Consider the following 18,067-nt stretch of genomic DNA (forward strand, 5'->3'; position numbering starts at 1 on the left):
TATATGACTGACAACGATACTATCTTGCAGGATACTGCATATGATACCGCGCTGGCAATTGTTGGCATGTCGGGCCGTTTTCCGGGGGCCAACGACCTGGAACGTTTCTGGCAGAACCTGGCCGATGGCGTCATGTCTATCCAGTCTTTTTCAGAACAAGAACTACTGGATGCAGGCCTGTCGCCTGAACTTATCCAGGATCCTCAGTACGTTAAGGCCGGTACCACCATCAAGGGGATCACAGATTTCGATGCCTCGTTCTTTGGCTTTACGCCACGCGAGGCCCAATGTCTGGATCCGCAGCATCGCCTCTTCCTGGAGTGTTCCTGGGAAGCGTTGGAGCAGGCAGGCTATCCACCTGATGGCTATGATGGCTTGATCGGGGTGTTTGCGGGCTCGCATACATCCGATTATCGGGAACAAAATCTCACCCTTTATCCCAATCTGCAGGACATCGTGGGGAATCTTCAGATCTCCATTAGCAATGATTGTGATGCCCTGGCCTCCATGGTTTCGTATAAGCTGAACTTGAAGGGGCCTGGCGTGGCGGTACAAACGTTCTGCTCTACATCGCTGGTGGCGACCCACATGGCATGTCAAAGTCTGCTGACCTATGATTGTGATATTGCCTTAGCGGGCGGGGCGGTCTTAAAACTGCCTCAGCCTTCTGGCTATCTCTATGAAGAAGGCGGGATCTTTTCGCCCGATGGTCAGTGTCGAACTTTTGATGGCCAGTCCCAGGGCAGTGTCATCGGCAATGGCGTGGGAGTGGTGGCGATTAAGCGTCTGAAAGAAGCTATCGAGGATGGCGATCACATCTATGCCATTATTCGTGGCTCGGCCACCAATAATGATGGCAGTGTCCGTGTTGGCTATACCGCCCCTGGACTCAATGGGCAGAGTGCGGTGATTGCGGATGCAATTACCCATAGTGGTGTGCCCTTTGAAAGTATTAGCTATATTGAGGCTCATGGAACCGGCACCAAACTGGGCGATGCCATTGAACTGGCGGCCCTGCTCAAGTCCTTTCGCCCACATACCACCCAACGACAGTTCTGTGCGCTTGGTTCAGTCAAGCCGAACATTGGCCATCTGGACCGCGCGTCAGGCGTCACTGGTCTGATCAAAACCGCGCTGGCACTGCAGCATAAGCAACTTCCACCCAGTTTGAACTTTGAGCAAACGAGTAGTGATATTCAACTAGAAGAGAGCCCGTTCTTTGTCAATACCCGGTTGCAGCCATGGCTACCAGGGGAGGCAGGCGTCCGGCGCGCTGGCGTCAATTCCTTTGGCCTGGGTGGCACCAATGCCCACGTGGTATTGGAGGAAGCCCCACTGCGCCAGACAGGCCAGCATGGACGCGCCTGGCAACTGCTGCCGCTGGCGGCACGCAGCCAGAAAGCCCTGGCACAGATGGCGGCCAATCTGGCTACCTACCTGACGGAGCACCAGAATGCGGACCTGCGTGATGTCGCCTATACCTTACAGGTTGGTCGTACGCCGTTTCTTTCACGCCAGGCGCTGGTCTGCCGGAACACAGAGGAAGCCATCACCTTGCTGCAAGCGGCCTCGCTGCAAGAGGGTGCTGTACAACAGAATAATACGCGCCGCCCGGTAGCCTTGCTCTTTCCGGATAATCCAGAGGCGGCCTCGATCGGCTGGGAACTTGTTTCCCAGGAAGCACACTTTAAAGCGGCACTCGCGCCGAGTGCGGGCTTTATTCGACGGCACTTGCAGTGTGCCATGAGCGAGCTATTCAACGACGCGCAGCAGCTCGAACGGACGTATTGTGGCTATGTGCTGTGGTCATATGGAATGACGCAGGTCCTGCAAAACTGGGGCGTCGAGTTCTCAGCCGTGCTGGGTGAAGGGATTGGTGCTATCGTGGCAATGGTTGTCGCGGGCATCCTTTCACTAGAGGATGGATTACGGCTGGCGCGTGCCCAGGCCCAGGACGCTACGCAACACACACTCGCCTCGCTGCTAAAAGACTGCCAGCGCCATGGAGCGTTGATCCCATACGTATCAACGCTCACTAGCGATTGGCTAACCGAGCAGGACATCCAGGATGCGGACATACTGGCATGCCAGGTGTGCACCTACATACAGGAGTTGCCTCACCTGCTACAAGCCTCTGAAATGGTACTGCTAGAAGTAGGCGACGGCTCACGTTGGACGCAACACCAGACAGAGACGCTGCACACGGTAGCCTTTGTATCCACCACCCATGCGCAGGCAGGACAAGAGGCACTCCTGCACATACTGGGCCGCTTATGGGAGCGGGGCGTGCCCATTGACTGGAAAGCTTTTTCCGCGCAAGAGCAACGCCTGCGCATGCCACTCCCAACCTATCCCTTTGAGCGTCAACGCATCTGGGTCGATCATGAATTTGTCCGCAAGATACTGGCAACCACGGCTCCAACCTCCAGTGATTCATATGCAATTGGGAAGGAAGATCGAGATCACTGGTTCTACCGTCCTACCTGGCAAGCGATTGAGCTCACGTCACTGGCAGATCCAGCCGTAGACCAGACCTACCTGATCTTCCTGGATACCCAGGCGATCGGAGAACATCTGGCACAACGGCTAGAAAGTCGCGGAGCCCGAGTTATTCGTGTCTATCCAGAAGCAGCATCCACCTCTTTTTCAGAGGAAAAGGATGGCCTGATCTTCCATCTCGACCGGACCCGATCCAGCGCGTATCAGCAACTCTTTACACGGTTAGCTGAACTGGAAACGCTACCCGCGCATATCCTGCATTGCGCATTATTGACGCTCCCGGATCAGGTGGCGGCAGGCGAGGCTGGTTTCCAGACCATGCAGGAACTTGGCCTGTATAGCCTGCTCTTCTTGCTGCAGGCCTATGAAAAGCAAACGGTGGGGGCGCCCCTCAAGGTGACGCTGCTGACCAATCAACTCCAACAGGTTAAGCCTGATGATGCGTTATGTCCAGAAAAAAGCCCTGTGTTGGGCCTCTGTAAAGTGGCCTCCCAGGAGAATCCGGATGTGCTCTGTCGCAGTATTGATCTGGAGACAGGCATAGAGCCGGGCTACGAGCAGCTACTCACCGAAATACTGTCAGATGATAGGCAACGCACCATTGCCTATCGCCAGGGGCAACGCTGGATCGAAACCTATGCTGCGCTGACGCTGGCTGTGCCTGACGCGCTCCCATTTCGCCCACAGGGTACCTATCTGATTACTGGTGGCCTGGGTGGAGTAGGATTATTGCTGGCAACCTATCTGGCCCAGCAGGTCCAGGCACAACTCGCACTGGTCAGTCGCTCGCCGTTTCCAGAGCGCACGTTGTGGTCTGACTGGTTACTTACACATGAACAGGATGATCGGACCAGCCAGCAGATACGACAGTTGCAGGCGATTGAGGCCCTGGGCAGCAAGGTCATGGTCTTGCAGGCGGATGTCGCCGATAAACAGCGGATGCGGGAGGTTGTTGAGCAGGTTGTGACGACATATGCTGGCCTGCATGGCGTAATTCATGCAGCCGGCATCTCTGATTCACAGGCCTTTGGCTCAGTACAGGACCTGGGACAGGAGGCCTATGCGTGGCATTTTGGTCCCAAAGTGCATGGGCTCTACGCGCTGACAGAGGCCATTCAGGACTACCAGCCTGACTTCTGTATCCTGTTTTCTTCCCTTTCAACGATTCTAGGTGGTCTCGGTCTCTCTGCCTATACGGCGGCCAATCGCTTTATGGATACCTTTGCCGCCGCCTATAATCGCCAGGCCAGTTCACCCTGGTTATGTGTCAATTGGGATTCCTGGCAAGTCAAAGAGAATCCACATGGTGATTTAGGCAAAACCATTGCCGCCTTTACCATGACACTAGAAGAAGGGACGGACGCCTTTACCCGTGCCCTCATCTCGGGTGAGACGCACCTGGTAAACTCGACCGGAGATCTGCAGGCACGAGTCAAACAGTGGATTTATCTGGAATCACTGGCAGGAACACACACGGAGCAGCCCCAGGAAATAGCCAGGACGGCGCCAGCTCCGGCTGACTATGAGCAGATCCTGGAAGAGATCTGGCGGCAGACGCTGGGCTTAGAACAGGTAGGCCTGACGGACAACTTCTTTGACCTGGGTGGCAATTCGCTGACCGCGCTCCAACTTGTGTCACGCATCCGTAAGACACTTCAGGTCCAGCTTCCGGCGGTAGCACTGTTTGAGGCTCCCAGTATCAGTGCGATGGCACGCTATCTACAACCTGCGCACAAAGAGCCCCAGGAACAAGAGATCCTGGCGCAACGGCGCAGTCAGGCCCGCCAGCGCAGCCAGCGAGTCGATATCGCGATTATTGGCATGTCGGGCCGTTTCCCAGGGGCCAGCACGGTCGAACAATACTGGCAAAATCTCAGAAATGGGGTGGAGTCCCTTACCTTCTTCAGCGAAGAAGAATTACTGGAGGCAGGCATCGAGCTAGAGTTGATCAACAATCCAGCCTATGTACGCGCACGCCCGATCCTCAAAATCGAGGAGGTTGAGACCTTCGATGCAGCCTTTTTCGGTTACAGCCCACGCGAAGCCGAACTGACCGATCCACAGCACCGTTTGTTCCTGGAATGTTGCTGGGAGGCATTAGAGCACGCCGGCTATGATGCCGAGCGCTACCCAGGTATGATCGCTCTATTTGGCGGCACCAATATCAGTAGCTATATCCTCAAAATCACCGAGCATCCAGAACAACTGGAGGGCGTAGAGGATTATCAGATTGTCATTGGCAACGATAAGGACTCATTAGCGACCAGCGTCTCCTATAAGATGAACCTACGCGGACCTAGCCTGACGGTGCAGACGTTTTGTTCGACCTCGCTGGTCGCGACCCATCTGGCCTGCCAGAATCTCATCAATGGCGAATGCGATCTGGCAATGGCCGGTGGCGTCTCGCTGCGGATTCCTTCCCAAAGTGGCTACCTGTATCAACTTGGAGGACAGGAATCGGTCGATGGCCATTGCTATACATTTGATGCACGCGCCACGGGCAGCACCTTTGGTGATGGTGCAGGCGTGGTGGTCCTCAAACGCTTAGAGGATGCCCTGGCAGATGGCGATACCATTCATGCCGTCATTAAAGGGTCCGCCATGAATAACGATGGCTCGCTCAAGGTCAGCTATACCGCACCCAGCGTTAATGGACAGGCCGAGGTGGTGATGCAAGCGCTTGCCCACGCCAATCTTTCACCGGAACAGATCAGTTATGTGGAGGCACATGGCACGGCCACGGAAATGGGCGATCCGATCGAGGTAGCCTCACTGACTAAAGCCTTTCGTAGCCAAACCCCAAATACCCATTTCTGTGCACTCGGTTCGGTCAAGCCGAATGTCGGCCATATGGATCGCGCAGCCGGTGTCTCGGGACTGATTAAAGTGGTCGAGTCGCTCAAACACAATGAGCTACCTCCAAGTCTCAATTTTGAGGTACCCAATCCTGAGATCGATTTTGCCTCAAGCCCCTTCTATGTCAATACCAGCCTGACAGCCTGGCCACGTGGAGAGGTCCCCCGGCGAGCCGGTGTGAACTCTCTAGGGATGGGGGGAACCAATGTGCATATGATTGTAGAGGAGGCGCCAGTCACGCCACCTTCGGGTCCCTCACGTCCCTATCAGCTATTGCTGCTCTCGGCCCGCACGCCACAAGCCTTAGAGGCAACACGGCAACGCCTGCATGAGCAACTCATGATCCAGCCAGAGCTCCCATTGCCAGATATTGCCTATACCTTACAGGTTGGACGCAAACAGATGGAGCAACGTACCATGCTGGTCTGCCAGGATCGCGAAGATGCTTTGAGGCAGTTGAGCATAGCCCTACCAGCTCATCACGAAAAACGCAGCGACCGCCCGGTGGCCCTGCTCTTTTCCGGCGTAGGCGAACAATATCCAGGCATGGCCGGTGATCTCTATCAGCAAGAGCCGATCTTTCGTGCGTGTGTGGAGCGCTGCTGCACTATTATCCAACAACGCTTCCAGATAGAGCTACTTCCGCTCTTTGTCAACGCTGATCCCATACCTGAAACAACCCCAAAGCTCAATCTACGGGCAATGGTTGGACGTGAGTCCAGTGGGACACGCGCAAACCGTGTGAGCGATCCCATCCAGGCACAATGTGGCACCTTTATCCTGGAATATGCCCTGACGCAACTGCTCTCTTCCTGGGGAGTACAACCACAGGCCGTCCTGGGCTATAGCCTGGGCGAATATATAGCGGCCACCGTGGCCGGTGTATTTGAACTAGAAGATGCGCTGAGCCTGGTCGTTCAGCGAGCCCAGCTGGTGGCAACGCTGGCGCCCGGTGCAATGTTAGCAGTTTTCGCAGCGGCAACACAGGTAGAGTCCTTCTTGGTTCCAGACGAGGGCGTGAGTATCGCGATCTTCACTGGACCCAATATGTGTGTACTATCAGGCTCACGGCCAGCCCTTGAGAGGGTAAGCTTGCGCGTGAACGAGGCCGGGATTGTCAACAGGTTTGTTGAGAGCGAGCATGCCTTCCATTCAAGTCACATGATCCCTATTCGGGAACAGCTCACCCGGCTGCTGGCGGCCATCCCACGACATGTACCTGCACTCCCCTATCTCTCAAATGTCACTGGCGATTGGATCACGGCCGAACAGATACAGGATGCTGGCTACTGGGCGCGGCATCTCTGCGAACCTGTGCGCTTCAGCGCGTGCGTCAGCCAGCTGCTGCTTGATCCCAGGTGGCTGCTGCTTGAAGTCGGCATTGGACAAATGCTTAGTGGCGCGGTCAAACAACATGCTGATCATGAGCGCGCTGGCAACGTGATCTCGACCCTGCCATCGATATATGAACACCGCTCAGCTCAGGAGGCGCTCCTGAGGTCACTGGGACAGCTCTGGATACAGGGTGCTCAGCTGGACTGGTCGCGGATTTCGAGCCACGAACAGCGGCGGCGCGTCCCTTTGCCTACTTATCCCTTTGAACGTCAACGCTACTGGCTGGACGTGCGCGGCAAACGCCGTACAACTGCAATGACGGCAGAACAGGAGGTTACGAACGAGCTACCAAAAATTGAGGAACTGGCCGATTGGTTCTTCTTGCCAACCTGGACCCAGATGCCATGGCCAAAGGCAGAGGCTGGCAGCAAAAGCTGGCTCCTGTTCATGGATACCTGTGGTGTAGGGGAACAACTGCTTGAACAATTACAAAACCTGGGCGAGCGGGTAATCACCGTCTATGCCAGCGATCACTATGCCCGCCTGGACATAACGTCGTTCTGTTTGCGTCCAACTGAACGCCACGACTACCAGACGCTTTTGAGTACATTGAGTAAACAAGGCATCATGCCAGAGCGCTGTGTCCACCTCTGGTCCGTCACCAGCGAGGATCAGCATGCTGATGAGCCGACAGATCTTACCTATGGCATGTCTGCGCTACTGGCTCTGGCTCAAGCCCTCGGCAATATGGGTACGACCCACTTCCAGTTGGAGGTTATTTCCAATAATGTGCAGGATGTTACTGGCAGTGAGAACCTGCAGCCAGAGAAGTCACTACTGATTGGACCCGGCAAAGTCATTCAGCAGGAGTATACCCACATTACCTGCCGACACATTGATATTGTCGTGAGCGATTTTGTGACGCAGTCCAGTGATGCGCTCTGCAAAGAACTCCATGCATCCCTGGTCGATACCTCGGTAGCCTTACGTGGCAAGCGCCGCTGGGTACAAACATATAAGCCTTTCAGGCTTGAGAAGCAACCGCCAGCGGAAATCCCATTCCGCTCCAAAGGCGTCTATCTGATCCTTGGAGGACTGGGCGGCATTGGTCTGGGACTGGCCACCCACCTGGCACAGACGGTCCAGGCCCGGCTCGTCCTGGTTGGACGAACCGCGCTACCACCACGGAGTGAGTGGGAAGAGGTACTGCACCAGCAAGGGGAGGAAAGTAGTACGGGACGGCGTATCCAGCAGGTACAACAAATTGAAGCGCTGGGCGCACAGGTACTGCTCGCAACCGCCGATGTGGCCCATGAAACCCAGATGCAGGCAGTCATTGAGCAGACGTTAGCGCGCTTTGGCGTACTGCATGGCATATTCCAGGCTGCGGCAGTCCCACCCTCCGGACTCATGCAGTTGAAAACGCCGGAGCAGGTAGCTGAAGTACTGGCCCCCAAGGTTCAGGGCACCCTGATCCTGCATCGCCTGCTCAAAGACTATCCACTGGATTTCCTGGTCCTGTTCTCCTCTATGAGCTCCAGTACCGGTGGTGGACCCGGCCAGGTGGACTATTGTTCAGCCAATGCTTTCCTGGATGCCTTTGCCCATAAGCATAGCGAGGAGCATGGGATGACGATCGCCATTGATTGGGGCGAATGGCAATGGGACGCCTGGTCCGCCGGACTTGAGGGGTTTCCCCCTGAGGTACAGCGCTACTTCATTGAGAAACGACGGGATTATGGTATCTCCTTTGAGGAGGGCATGGATGCATTAACGCGGATTATGCTCCGACGCCTGACGCATGTGGTTGTCGCGACCCAGGATTTCGCACGCATGGTCGAGGGCAGCAAAACCTTTTCCATCGACACAATCCTTGGGGCCGTCGCGGAACTGCGCAAGATCCACACCACAACCTATCCCAGACCACTGCTGAGTACACCCTATGTTGCTCCCGAGAGCGAGTTTGAGCAGCATATCGCCCAGGTCTGGAGCGAACTACTCGGCATTGAGCAGATCGGCCTGCATGACAACTTCTTTGAAATGGGCGGCCATTCGCTACTGGGCTCACAGCTGATTGTACGCCTGCGCCAGATTTTCCAACTAAACCTGTCACTGGAACTGATCTTCGAATCAGCTACCGTAGCTGAACTGGCTATCGCCATAGAACTGGCTCTTATTGATGAGATCGAACAACCTGCCAATGCCTAATGCCATTGACAAGGCAGATAACAAAAAAGGAGAGACACATGCCAACAACAATTGTCGGAGTGGTCGGGGCCGGAGTGATGGGGCGAGGAGTGACCCAGAATCTAGCCCAGACCGGCCATAAGGTGATCCTACTAGACCTTACGGAAGACATTCTACAGCAGGCCCGGTCAGAGATTCAAAAGAATATACGTATGCAGCGCATGTTGCATAAAGTGCAAACAACGATGAGTGCCGCAGAAATACTGGAGCAGATTACCTTTACAACCAGTTATGAGCCTTTCGCTGATGCTGATTTTGTGGTTGAAAATGTCAGTGAGAAGTGGGAGATCAAACAAAAGGTCATTACGCAACTCGACGCCATCTGTCCCGCGCACACTGTTTTCGCCATCAATACCTCAGCCATCTCCATTACACGCCTGGCGGCAAACACGAAGCGGCCCGAGCAGATCCTGGGCATACATTTTATGAATCCAGTGCCCCTGAAGCCCGTGGTCGAGGTCATTCTTGGCTTTCATACCTCGGACCAGACCATCGCCATCGCGCAAGGCATCCTGACAACAATGCAAAAGCAATGGGTGATCGTCAATGACTATCCCGGTTTTGTCTCTAATCGTATCTCCCATCTTTTCATGAATGAAGCCGCCTTTGTGGTGCAAGATCAGGTCGCGACGGCCAAAGATGTTGATGATATTTTTATCAAGTGCTATGGACACGCGATGGGACCACTGCAAACAGCCGATCTGATTGGACTCGATACCGTGGTACAGACGCTGGATGTGTTGTATCAAAGCTATCAGGATCCAAAGTTCCGCTGCTGCCCGCTACTCCAGAAGATGGTCGATGCCGGTATCTGCGGCGTGAAATCAGGCCAGGGCTTTTATACCTATTAGTTGAAAAAGACAGTTCCAGGAAAGAGAGTAACTGAAGGCATGAACATAACGGCAAAGCCAGCAAGTATAGAATTAGAAAATCTCAGCAAGCTCTATAAGGGTCCGCAAAAAACGACCATTACGGCAGTTGAGAACCTGTCGCTTTCAATTGGAGGGAGCCAGGTCTTTGGTATTCTGGGAGCCAATGGGGCCGGAAAAACCACCACCATCAAGATGATGTGTGGGCTTATCACCCCTACTTCGGGTACCGTGCGCTTGAATGGCCACGATGTCACCAGACAGCGCAGTCAGGCCGCACGGCAGATAGGAGCGGTCCTCGAAGGAACACGCAATATCTACTGGCGCCTGACCGCCTGGGATAATTTGATGTACTTTGGCCGCCTGAAAGGCTGCACAGGCAAAAAGTTAGTGGAGAGGGGCGAACGCCTGCTACGTGAGTTAGATCTCTGGGAACGCCGCGATAGCCAGATCCGCAATTTTTCACGCGGCATGCAGCAAAAAGTTGCTGTGGCCGTGGCGCTGATCGCCGATCCGCCCATCGTGCTGCTCGATGAGCCAACGTTAGGCCTGGATATCGAGGCCGCCCTGACCGTCAAAGCCTGGATTGCCAGACTGGCTCGCGAAGAAGGTAAAACGATTATTTTAACCACGCACCAGCTGGACCTCGCCCAGGACCTCTGTGAACATGTGACCATTATGCGCAAGGGCCAGATCCTGGCCAACAAACCCTTGAGCGAACTCTTGTATCTGTTCGAGAAAGATTGGTATCAGGTCAAAGTCCACGGCGAACTATCGACGACCCAGCAGCAGCAGCTACCAGGTTGGGAAGCCTCTTACCAAGAAGGGAAGACGCTACTTAAAGGCACAGTAACAAATCAGGAGCAGCTACAACAGATCCTGGCATTACTCTGCGCATGGGAACGCCCGATCCACTCCGTCAATCAAGCCGAACCAAATTTAGAAGAAGTATTTGTGACCATCATTGCAAAAGATAAGGAAAATGAGCAGCATGTACATGACCTTGCTTATCATCGGTAACGAAATCTCTAAACGCCTGCGCATCTTATGGACCTACAAAACCAACCTGCTGACACAGGTCTTTACTGTGGGATTTATTTTCATCGGCGTCAGCTTTTTTCTGCAGGATGGCAAGAACGATTCAAAGGCCTTACCTTCACTCCTACTGGGCTATCTCATCTGGTTTTATGCACGCATTGTCATTATGAGCAGCAGCGAAGACCTGGTGCGAGATATGCAGTCAGGCACCCTGGAACAAATCTATATGAGCCCGGTATCGGCCGGGCTCCTGCTCTTTGGCCGACTCGTCGCCTTGCTGCTCTCAACCACCGTCATTGTAGCCATCCCGATGATCCTGCTGGCACTGCTCCTCAAGATCCAAGTACCACTACGCTGGGAAGAGGGACTCGCACTGATCATCACCATTACGGGCCTGTTCGGCTTTACCCTGGCCCTCAGTGGTGTGGCGCTGATCGTGAAGCAGATCGCCGCGCTAGCGGATCTCATTCAAAACCTCTTACTGTTCTTAACGGGTACCCTGGCACCTGTCAGCCATTTTCCTTTCTGGCTGACCATGATCGCCCAGTCACTCCCAATCACCCAGGGCATCATTGTCCTGCGCAATATCGCGTTACAACAAAAATCGTTAGGCCAGACATGGCTGGACGGCAGCCTGGTCTGGCTGTGCGTCAACTCGTTTTGCTACCTGGTAATTGGCATCCTGATTTTTAAATGGGGAGAACGCATCGCCAAAGTACGTGGATCCCTGGGACATTATTAGACAAAGTACGTGGATCCCTGGGACATTATTAGACAACGTGCAGTTGATAACACAGAGAAGGAGAAGATATCACATGGAACAGCTAGGAACAGAGACAAAGACGAGTATTCGAGCCTTCATTGCTCGCTATATCCAGAACTATACGTTGGCCGATGATGAGAACATCTTTGCCCTGGGCTTTATCAATTCGCTTTTTGCCATGCAGTTGGTCCTCTTTGTAGAGAAAGAGTTTCACATCGAAGTCGACAATGAAGAGCTGGATATCGATAATTTCAGCACGATCAATGCCATTGCAGCCCTGGTTGAGCGCAAGCAAGCCTGATGCATTGTCAGGACCCAGGCTCCAATAGACGTACGACGGGAGAGACCCAGCGTAACGGCTGGGCTTGTCCCTGCCCCAGTTCACGTACGATATGTCCTTGAGACACGTAGTCGTGTTGAGGCGAGCATGGCAAAACATGGCTTGTGCCTGGTCATACGTGAACCAGGGCAGCCGCCAGGGCTAAATCTATGGATACGCATTTATTGATCAGATAAAAAGATAGGAAGAGGCAGGTCAGGTTATGACACAACAGGCGGTCATTAAAAATGAAGAGTTGACGAGATCTATCAAGTGTGTTGTCTGGGACCTGGATAATACGCTCTGGGATGGCACACTGATAGAGGATGAACAGGTGTATCTGCGTACGCGGGTCGTTGAGATCATTAAAATTCTGGATGCACGCGGTATCCTGCATTCTATTGCCAGCAAAAATGATCACCAGCTGGCTATCAAGAAGCTGGCCGAGCTAGGGATAGAGAAGTATTTCCTCTATCCCCAGATCAGCTGGAACGCTAAATCCACGGCAATTGCTACCATTGCAGCCTCAATTAACATTGGCAATGACACATTGGCCTTTGTCGATGACCAGGGCTTCGAGCGCGATGAAGTGGCCCATATTCATCCCGAGGTTCTGTGCCTGGATATCACTGATCTTGAACACATGCTGGATATGCCCGAACTGAAGCCACGTTTTATTACTGACGATTCAAGCAAACGGCGGCAGATGTATCTGAGTGATATTCAACGTAATCAGGCAGAAAAAGAGTATGTTGGCCCCACGGAAGAATTTCTGGCCACCCTGCAGATGGTATTTACCATCACCGCGGCCCGCGAAGAAGACCTCCAGCGTGCTGAGGAGCTCACGGTCCGTACGCACCAGCTCAATACAACTGGCTATACCTACTCCTATGAAGAACTCAATGCCTTTCGTCTTTCCCCAGACTATCAGCTCCTGATCGCGGGCCTGGAAGATACCTATGGCATGTATGGCAAGATCGGTGTGGCATTGATTCACTGCGGAGCAGAGTTTTGGACCCTCAAACTCTTACTTATGTCCTGTCGCGTGATGTCGCGTGGCGTCGGCAATGTACTGGTTGGGCATATTATGCGTATGGCGAAACAGGCTGGTGTACCCTTACGCGCCGAATTTATTCCCAACAACAAAAATCGCATGATGCTGATCACCTATAAACTGGGAGGCTTTCGCCAGATAGATCAGCAGGGGGAGATGCTCATTTTCGAAAACGATCTGACCAACATTGCTCCGGTTCCACCTTATGTCACGCTCCAATTAGAAGATTGTGAAAAGATCATGCACCAGGGTGATAAAAGTTCAACTTGAGAAACAATGGTTTCTCATGCTTGTCTCATTGTATAAATGAGACAAGATTGTTCTCTGTCTCTGGTATTTTCGGCCAGGGCGGCTAATAGTGCTAAGGATGAAGAAAGACATTTGGCATGAGCGACACTTTAACATCACCTGCACATGCAGACACGCTGGTGCACCTTTTACATAAGCGTGCATTGGAACAGCCAGAACAGGTCGCATACACCTTTCTACGCTATGGTGAGATAGGCAATACGAGCTTAACCTATAGAGAACTAGAACTCCATGCACGCTGTATTGGCGCAGCTTTACGCATAAGGGGAGCCAGTGGCAAACCAGTCCTGCTCTTTTTCTCGCCAGGATTAGCCTATATTGCCGCCTATTTTGGTTGCCTCTATGCCGGGGCCATTGCGGTCCCAGCTTATGCACCACACTCTGCTCGCGATCTGCCACGTATCCAGACCATCATTACAGATACGCAAGCCGACATCGTGTTGACCACAATAGAGGATTATGCACGCGTGGAGCGCTGGATCCACAAGACACCTGATCTGGCACAGTTGAGCTGGCTTACCACTGATAGCCTTGATTATCGTGAAGAGAGCCTTTGGCAGGATCATGCTATTGATAGCACATCACTTGCCTTTCTCCAATATACCTCTGGCTCAACGACCACACCCAAAGGCGTGATGGTCAGTCACGGCAATCTGATGCACAATCTGGCAGCGATCCATGCAAGCTGGAATGTCGAGGGGGTCAGAAATCCGGTCGCTGTCTACTGGTTGCCTATCTTCCATGATATGGGCCTGATTATGGGTATCCTGGCGCCACTCTATAGTGGCTATCCACTCTACTTCATGGCCCCGGCCGATTTTTTGCAGCGTCCGATACGCTGGCTACAGGCGATCTCAGACTATCGAGGCACATTTAGTGGCGCACCAAATTTCGCCTATGAGCTCTGTTTACGCCGGATTGCGCCCGAAGATCGGGCCCAGCTTGATCTGAGTTGCTGGCAAGGCACAGCCAACGCCGCTGAAACTGTGCGCAGTGACACCATTACGCGCTTTGCACGCTACTTTGCCGTCAGTGGATTTTCCCTCGCGGCGGTACGGCCAGCGTATGGTCTGGCGGAGGCAACCCTGCTGGTGAGTAGTCGCGAACACGGAGATCCACTTGTGATCAAGACCATTAGCAAGCAGACACTGGAAGAAGGCTACCTGGCAGAGCCGACCACGCCCGAGCAGGAAAGCTACCACATAGTAAGTTGTGGACGTTCCATCCAGGATCAGTCAATACTGATTGTTAATCCTGAGACACGTGAGCGCTGCGAAAGTACGCAAGTCGGCGAAGTCTGGCTCGCTGGTCCAAGTGTAACCCATGGCTATTGGAGACGCCCGGAAGAGACGGCGGAGATCTTTCAAGCCCATCTGGCCACCGGGGAAGGTCCCTTTATGCGCACCGGCGATCTTGGCGTCTATCAGGATCAAAATCTCTTCATTACCGGACGTATCAAAGACTTAATCATTATCAATGGCCGTAATCTCTATCCCCAGGATCTTGAGTTGACAGTCGAGCAATCCCATCCAGCTATTCGTGCTGGCCATTGCGTAGCCTTTTCAGATGCCCTGGAAGGGGAAGAGCACGTGATTATCCTGGCTGAAATAAATCGCCACTATCGTCCCGAGAGCACTTTCTCGGCTGGAACGGAAGAGTATTCATTCAATACGCAGGAACTCGTTGAGAGTATACGCCAGGCGGTCGCGGAACAACACGATGTGCGCGCGCATCACATTCTCCTGCTCAAACCGGGTGGAATACTCAAAACATCCAGCGGCAAACTGCAACGACATGCCTGCAAAAAAGCTTTTTTACATGATGTACTAAAGGCCTGGAATAGCTAAGCTATGTTAGGAGTATGTATGTCCCTCGATTTAGCGGCCGAAACGGCCTCCATACAGCAACTTCAACAGACCCCGATTGATAATGTACTAAAAATCATCGATCACGGCCTGGCTCAGTTACCCACATACAGAGAGCTCTATTATCGCTGGGAGCGCCAGCATTGGCAGGCACATGAGATCGATTTCACGGTAGATATCCAACAACTGGATCAGATGAGTGATGCGGATATCAGCGAAATCATCACGATCACCGCCTCGTTCTTCCAGGGAGAAGCCAGTGTTACCGATGCGCTGGCCCCATATGTGATGGCCATGCCTGATGAGGAGATGCGTTTCTTCGTCACGACCCAACTGGTCGATGAGGCGCGCCATACAATCTTTTTTGATCGCTTCTTCACAGAAGTCTTAAATGTGGACGATGAACATATCGAGGAGCGCTTACTGTTAGCCAGAGAATTCATGAGTCCGGCGATGCGCTTTATTCTGATCGATTCCCTGGCTGACATCACACAACGCTTACAGCGTGAGCCAAAGAATGGCAAGCTGCTGGTCGAAGCTGTCGTCTTATACCATATCATTACTGAAGGTACGATGGGCGTGGCGGGACAGCGCAAGCTACTGGAGTATTTCCGCCAGAAAGATCTCTTCCCAGCTTTCCGCGGCGGCTTCACGGCCGTGGCCCGTGACGAATCACGCCATGTACTATTTGGCGTCAAATTCTTACGCGATATGCTCCAACAAGATCCTGCCTATGGAGAGGTCATTCAGGCCGCCATTCAGCGCTATGCGCCAGCGGCACTTGGGGCCCTGGCACCAGATGCCTCTGAACTGCCCACCTTACTCGCCAGGCGCGAAGATCCCTGGCTCACCCAGCGCTATGGTCAGGCCTCACTAACAAAAAAATTGAAAGTCATCGGCCTCAACATAGAAGTTCCAACCGTAAAGCCTGCACCTGTTTTCTAACGACGGCCGTATCGAGTGAATATCCAGTGGAGGACCCTAATGCCAAACAAGGAAGAACTTGAGAAACGCAGATCTGGTTTAGATGTGGCCAGACAGGTATTACTAGAGAAGCGCAAACAAAAAATCGCTGCGATTGCCGAGAGAATAGAAATCATTCCTCACCATCCTGCTGATGAGCCGATACCGGCTTCCTTTGCCCAGCAACGCTTCTGGTTCATCCATCAACTAAAGCCGGATAATACCGCCCACAATGAGATACGAACCCTGCGCACAAATACCGCGTTAGATCTGGCGATCGTTGAACGTGCCCTCTTAGAAATCATGAGGCGGCACGAAATCATGCGCACCACCTTCGCCTTCAACGATGGACAACTCCAGCAGATCGTACGGCCCTATGAAGAGACGGCCGCCGATGCCTCAATTTTTGTCTGTGACCTTACCCGGACGCCCGAAGCCGAACGCGAGCAGGCCGCTCAGGAGGCGATCCTGGCCACCATCAAACGTCCATTCGATCTGTCCCAAGGACTGCTCTGGCGCACGACACTGATCAAAATGGGTGAGATGGACACGATCTTTATCAGTGTCCTGCACCATAGTCTCTGTGACGGCTGGGGCCTGGATATTTTTGAGCGGGAACTACAAACGCTGTATCTGGCCTTTCAGGCTGGACAACCCTCACCACTGTCCGAGTTGCCGCTGCAATATGCTGATTTTTCCTATTGGGAGCAGCAGCGTGCTCGTGGCGAAATATGGGCCAGACAACGTAACTACTGGCGCCAAACGCTGGAGAATACTTCGGACCAGCCCTTACTCTACGGTGATCATCCACGGCAGGCACTGCAAGAGACATCCCGAGCAAGTGTCTCATTCACCGTGCCGGCCCCAATCACCAGAAAGCTCAAAGACATGAGCACCCAGGAGGGCTTAACCTTATTCATGCTCCTGCTGGCCACCTTCCAGATCCTCTTGTTTCAATATAGCGAACAAGAAGACATTATCGTTGGCACGCCCATCTCTAGCCGCACTCGACCAGAGCTTGAACCACTGATCGGCTGCTTTATCAATATGCTGGTGCTACGCACACACTTCACAGACGATCCAAGCATCAAAGAAGTGCTACAACGTGTACGCACGACGGCCGTGAGTGCCTATGCCAATCAGGATATCCCCTTTGAAATCCTGGTGGCCGATCTGGCACCGAAACGTGACAAGAATCGCAATCCATTCTTCCAGGTCATGCTGGATTTCCAGAATTATCAGCAAGCCTCCGCCGAACCATCCAAGGCCAGTATATCGGCCCGGGATCTGGAAGCCGATGTCTCACAATTTGATCTCGTGATGAGACTCTGGGACAATGGACAAGAACTGCCAGGCGAGATTTTTTATCCAGCTGAACTCTTCAATGCGACCACCGTTGAAGACATCAAAGATCACTTCCTGACGTTGCTGGCCCGGTTGACAGACGATATTACCTCCCCACTCTCAGCCCTACCATCCCTCTCAGAGCGGGAGCGCGCGACGATCGCGTCCTGGAACACGGCTCGGCTTCAGGAGCAGACGGCCCAGGCAGCGCTGGTCGCCCACGAAGAGGATGCGTTTGAGGACGAAGAGACAGCGCCCCGCACGCCTTTAGAGGAGATTCTGGTGGAAATCTGGAAACAGGTCCTGGGGCTGGAGACGGTCGGCATACACGACAACTTTTTTCAGATCGGCGGGCATTCGCTGCTGGCAACGCAGTTATTAGTACAGGTGCAAGAGGTCCTCAATATCGACATCTCGCTGCAACTCGTCTTTGATTCACCCACCATCGCTACATTTAGCACCGAACTCATGAAGGATGAGAACAACAAGACAACGATCGAGCGCACTATTGACCTGCTGCTCTCGGTCACCGATCTGTCCGAGGAAGACGTTGAGGACATGCTACAGAATACTGCTTTTGCCGAAGTAGCGGAATAACGGAGAGCA

General features: G+C 53.3%; 9 protein-coding genes. All 9 read left to right on the plus strand.

The window, feature by feature from the left end; genetic code table 11:
- The first annotated feature begins 3 nt into the window (after positions 1-3).
- The 9 genes from EL633_RS22705 to EL633_RS22745 all read left to right on the plus strand — a co-directional run bounded on the left by EL633_RS22705 (position 4) and on the right by EL633_RS22745 (position 18,058).
- On the plus strand, positions 4-8,898 hold the full coding sequence (locus EL633_RS22705) for a type I polyketide synthase (RefSeq protein ID WP_126629590.1): 8,895 nt from the start codon (positions 4-6) through the stop codon (positions 8,896-8,898).
- Positions 8,899-8,936: 38 nt separating this feature from the next.
- On the plus strand, positions 8,937-9,788 hold the full coding sequence (locus EL633_RS22710) for a 3-hydroxyacyl-CoA dehydrogenase family protein (RefSeq protein WP_126629591.1): 852 nt from the start codon (positions 8,937-8,939) through the stop codon (positions 9,786-9,788).
- A 39-nt stretch (positions 9,789-9,827) separates the two neighbouring features.
- Positions 9,828-10,826 carry an ABC transporter ATP-binding protein gene (locus EL633_RS22715; protein WP_126629592.1) on the plus strand — a complete coding sequence of 333 codons (999 nt, stop codon included), beginning with the start codon at positions 9,828-9,830 and terminating at the stop codon, positions 10,824-10,826.
- A complete protein-coding gene (locus EL633_RS22720) occupies positions 10,798-11,586 on the plus strand; it encodes an ABC transporter permease (protein WP_161982356.1) in 789 nt (262 codons plus the stop codon). Before EL633_RS22715 ends, EL633_RS22720 begins: the two co-directional genes overlap by 29 nt.
- 73 nt (positions 11,587-11,659) lie before the next feature.
- Positions 11,660-11,908 (plus strand): acyl carrier protein, encoded by a 249-nt coding sequence (locus tag EL633_RS22725; protein WP_126629594.1) that lies wholly within the window; start codon positions 11,660-11,662, stop codon positions 11,906-11,908.
- A gap of 241 nt (positions 11,909-12,149) precedes the next feature.
- Positions 12,150-13,250: an HAD-IIIC family phosphatase gene (locus EL633_RS22730; protein WP_126629595.1), complete on the plus strand. Its 1,101-nt coding sequence runs from the start codon at positions 12,150-12,152 to the stop codon at positions 13,248-13,250.
- Positions 13,251-13,366: 116 nt separating this feature from the next.
- Positions 13,367-15,136 (plus strand): fatty acyl-AMP ligase, encoded by a 1,770-nt coding sequence (locus EL633_RS22735; protein WP_126629596.1) that lies wholly within the window; start codon positions 13,367-13,369, stop codon positions 15,134-15,136.
- Positions 15,137-15,154: 18 nt separating this feature from the next.
- Positions 15,155-16,099, plus strand: coding sequence for a ribonucleotide-diphosphate reductase subunit beta (locus EL633_RS22740; protein WP_161982357.1), 945 nt, complete (start codon positions 15,155-15,157; stop codon positions 16,097-16,099).
- A 39-nt stretch (positions 16,100-16,138) separates the two neighbouring features.
- Positions 16,139-18,058, plus strand: coding sequence for a condensation domain-containing protein (locus tag EL633_RS22745; protein WP_126629598.1), 1,920 nt, complete (start codon positions 16,139-16,141; stop codon positions 18,056-18,058).
- Positions 18,059-18,067: the final 9 nt, after the last annotated feature.

This window comes from Dictyobacter alpinus (genome assembly GCF_003967575.1).
In the GTDB taxonomy this organism is placed as follows: domain Bacteria; phylum Chloroflexota; class Ktedonobacteria; order Ktedonobacterales; family Ktedonobacteraceae; genus Dictyobacter; species Dictyobacter alpinus.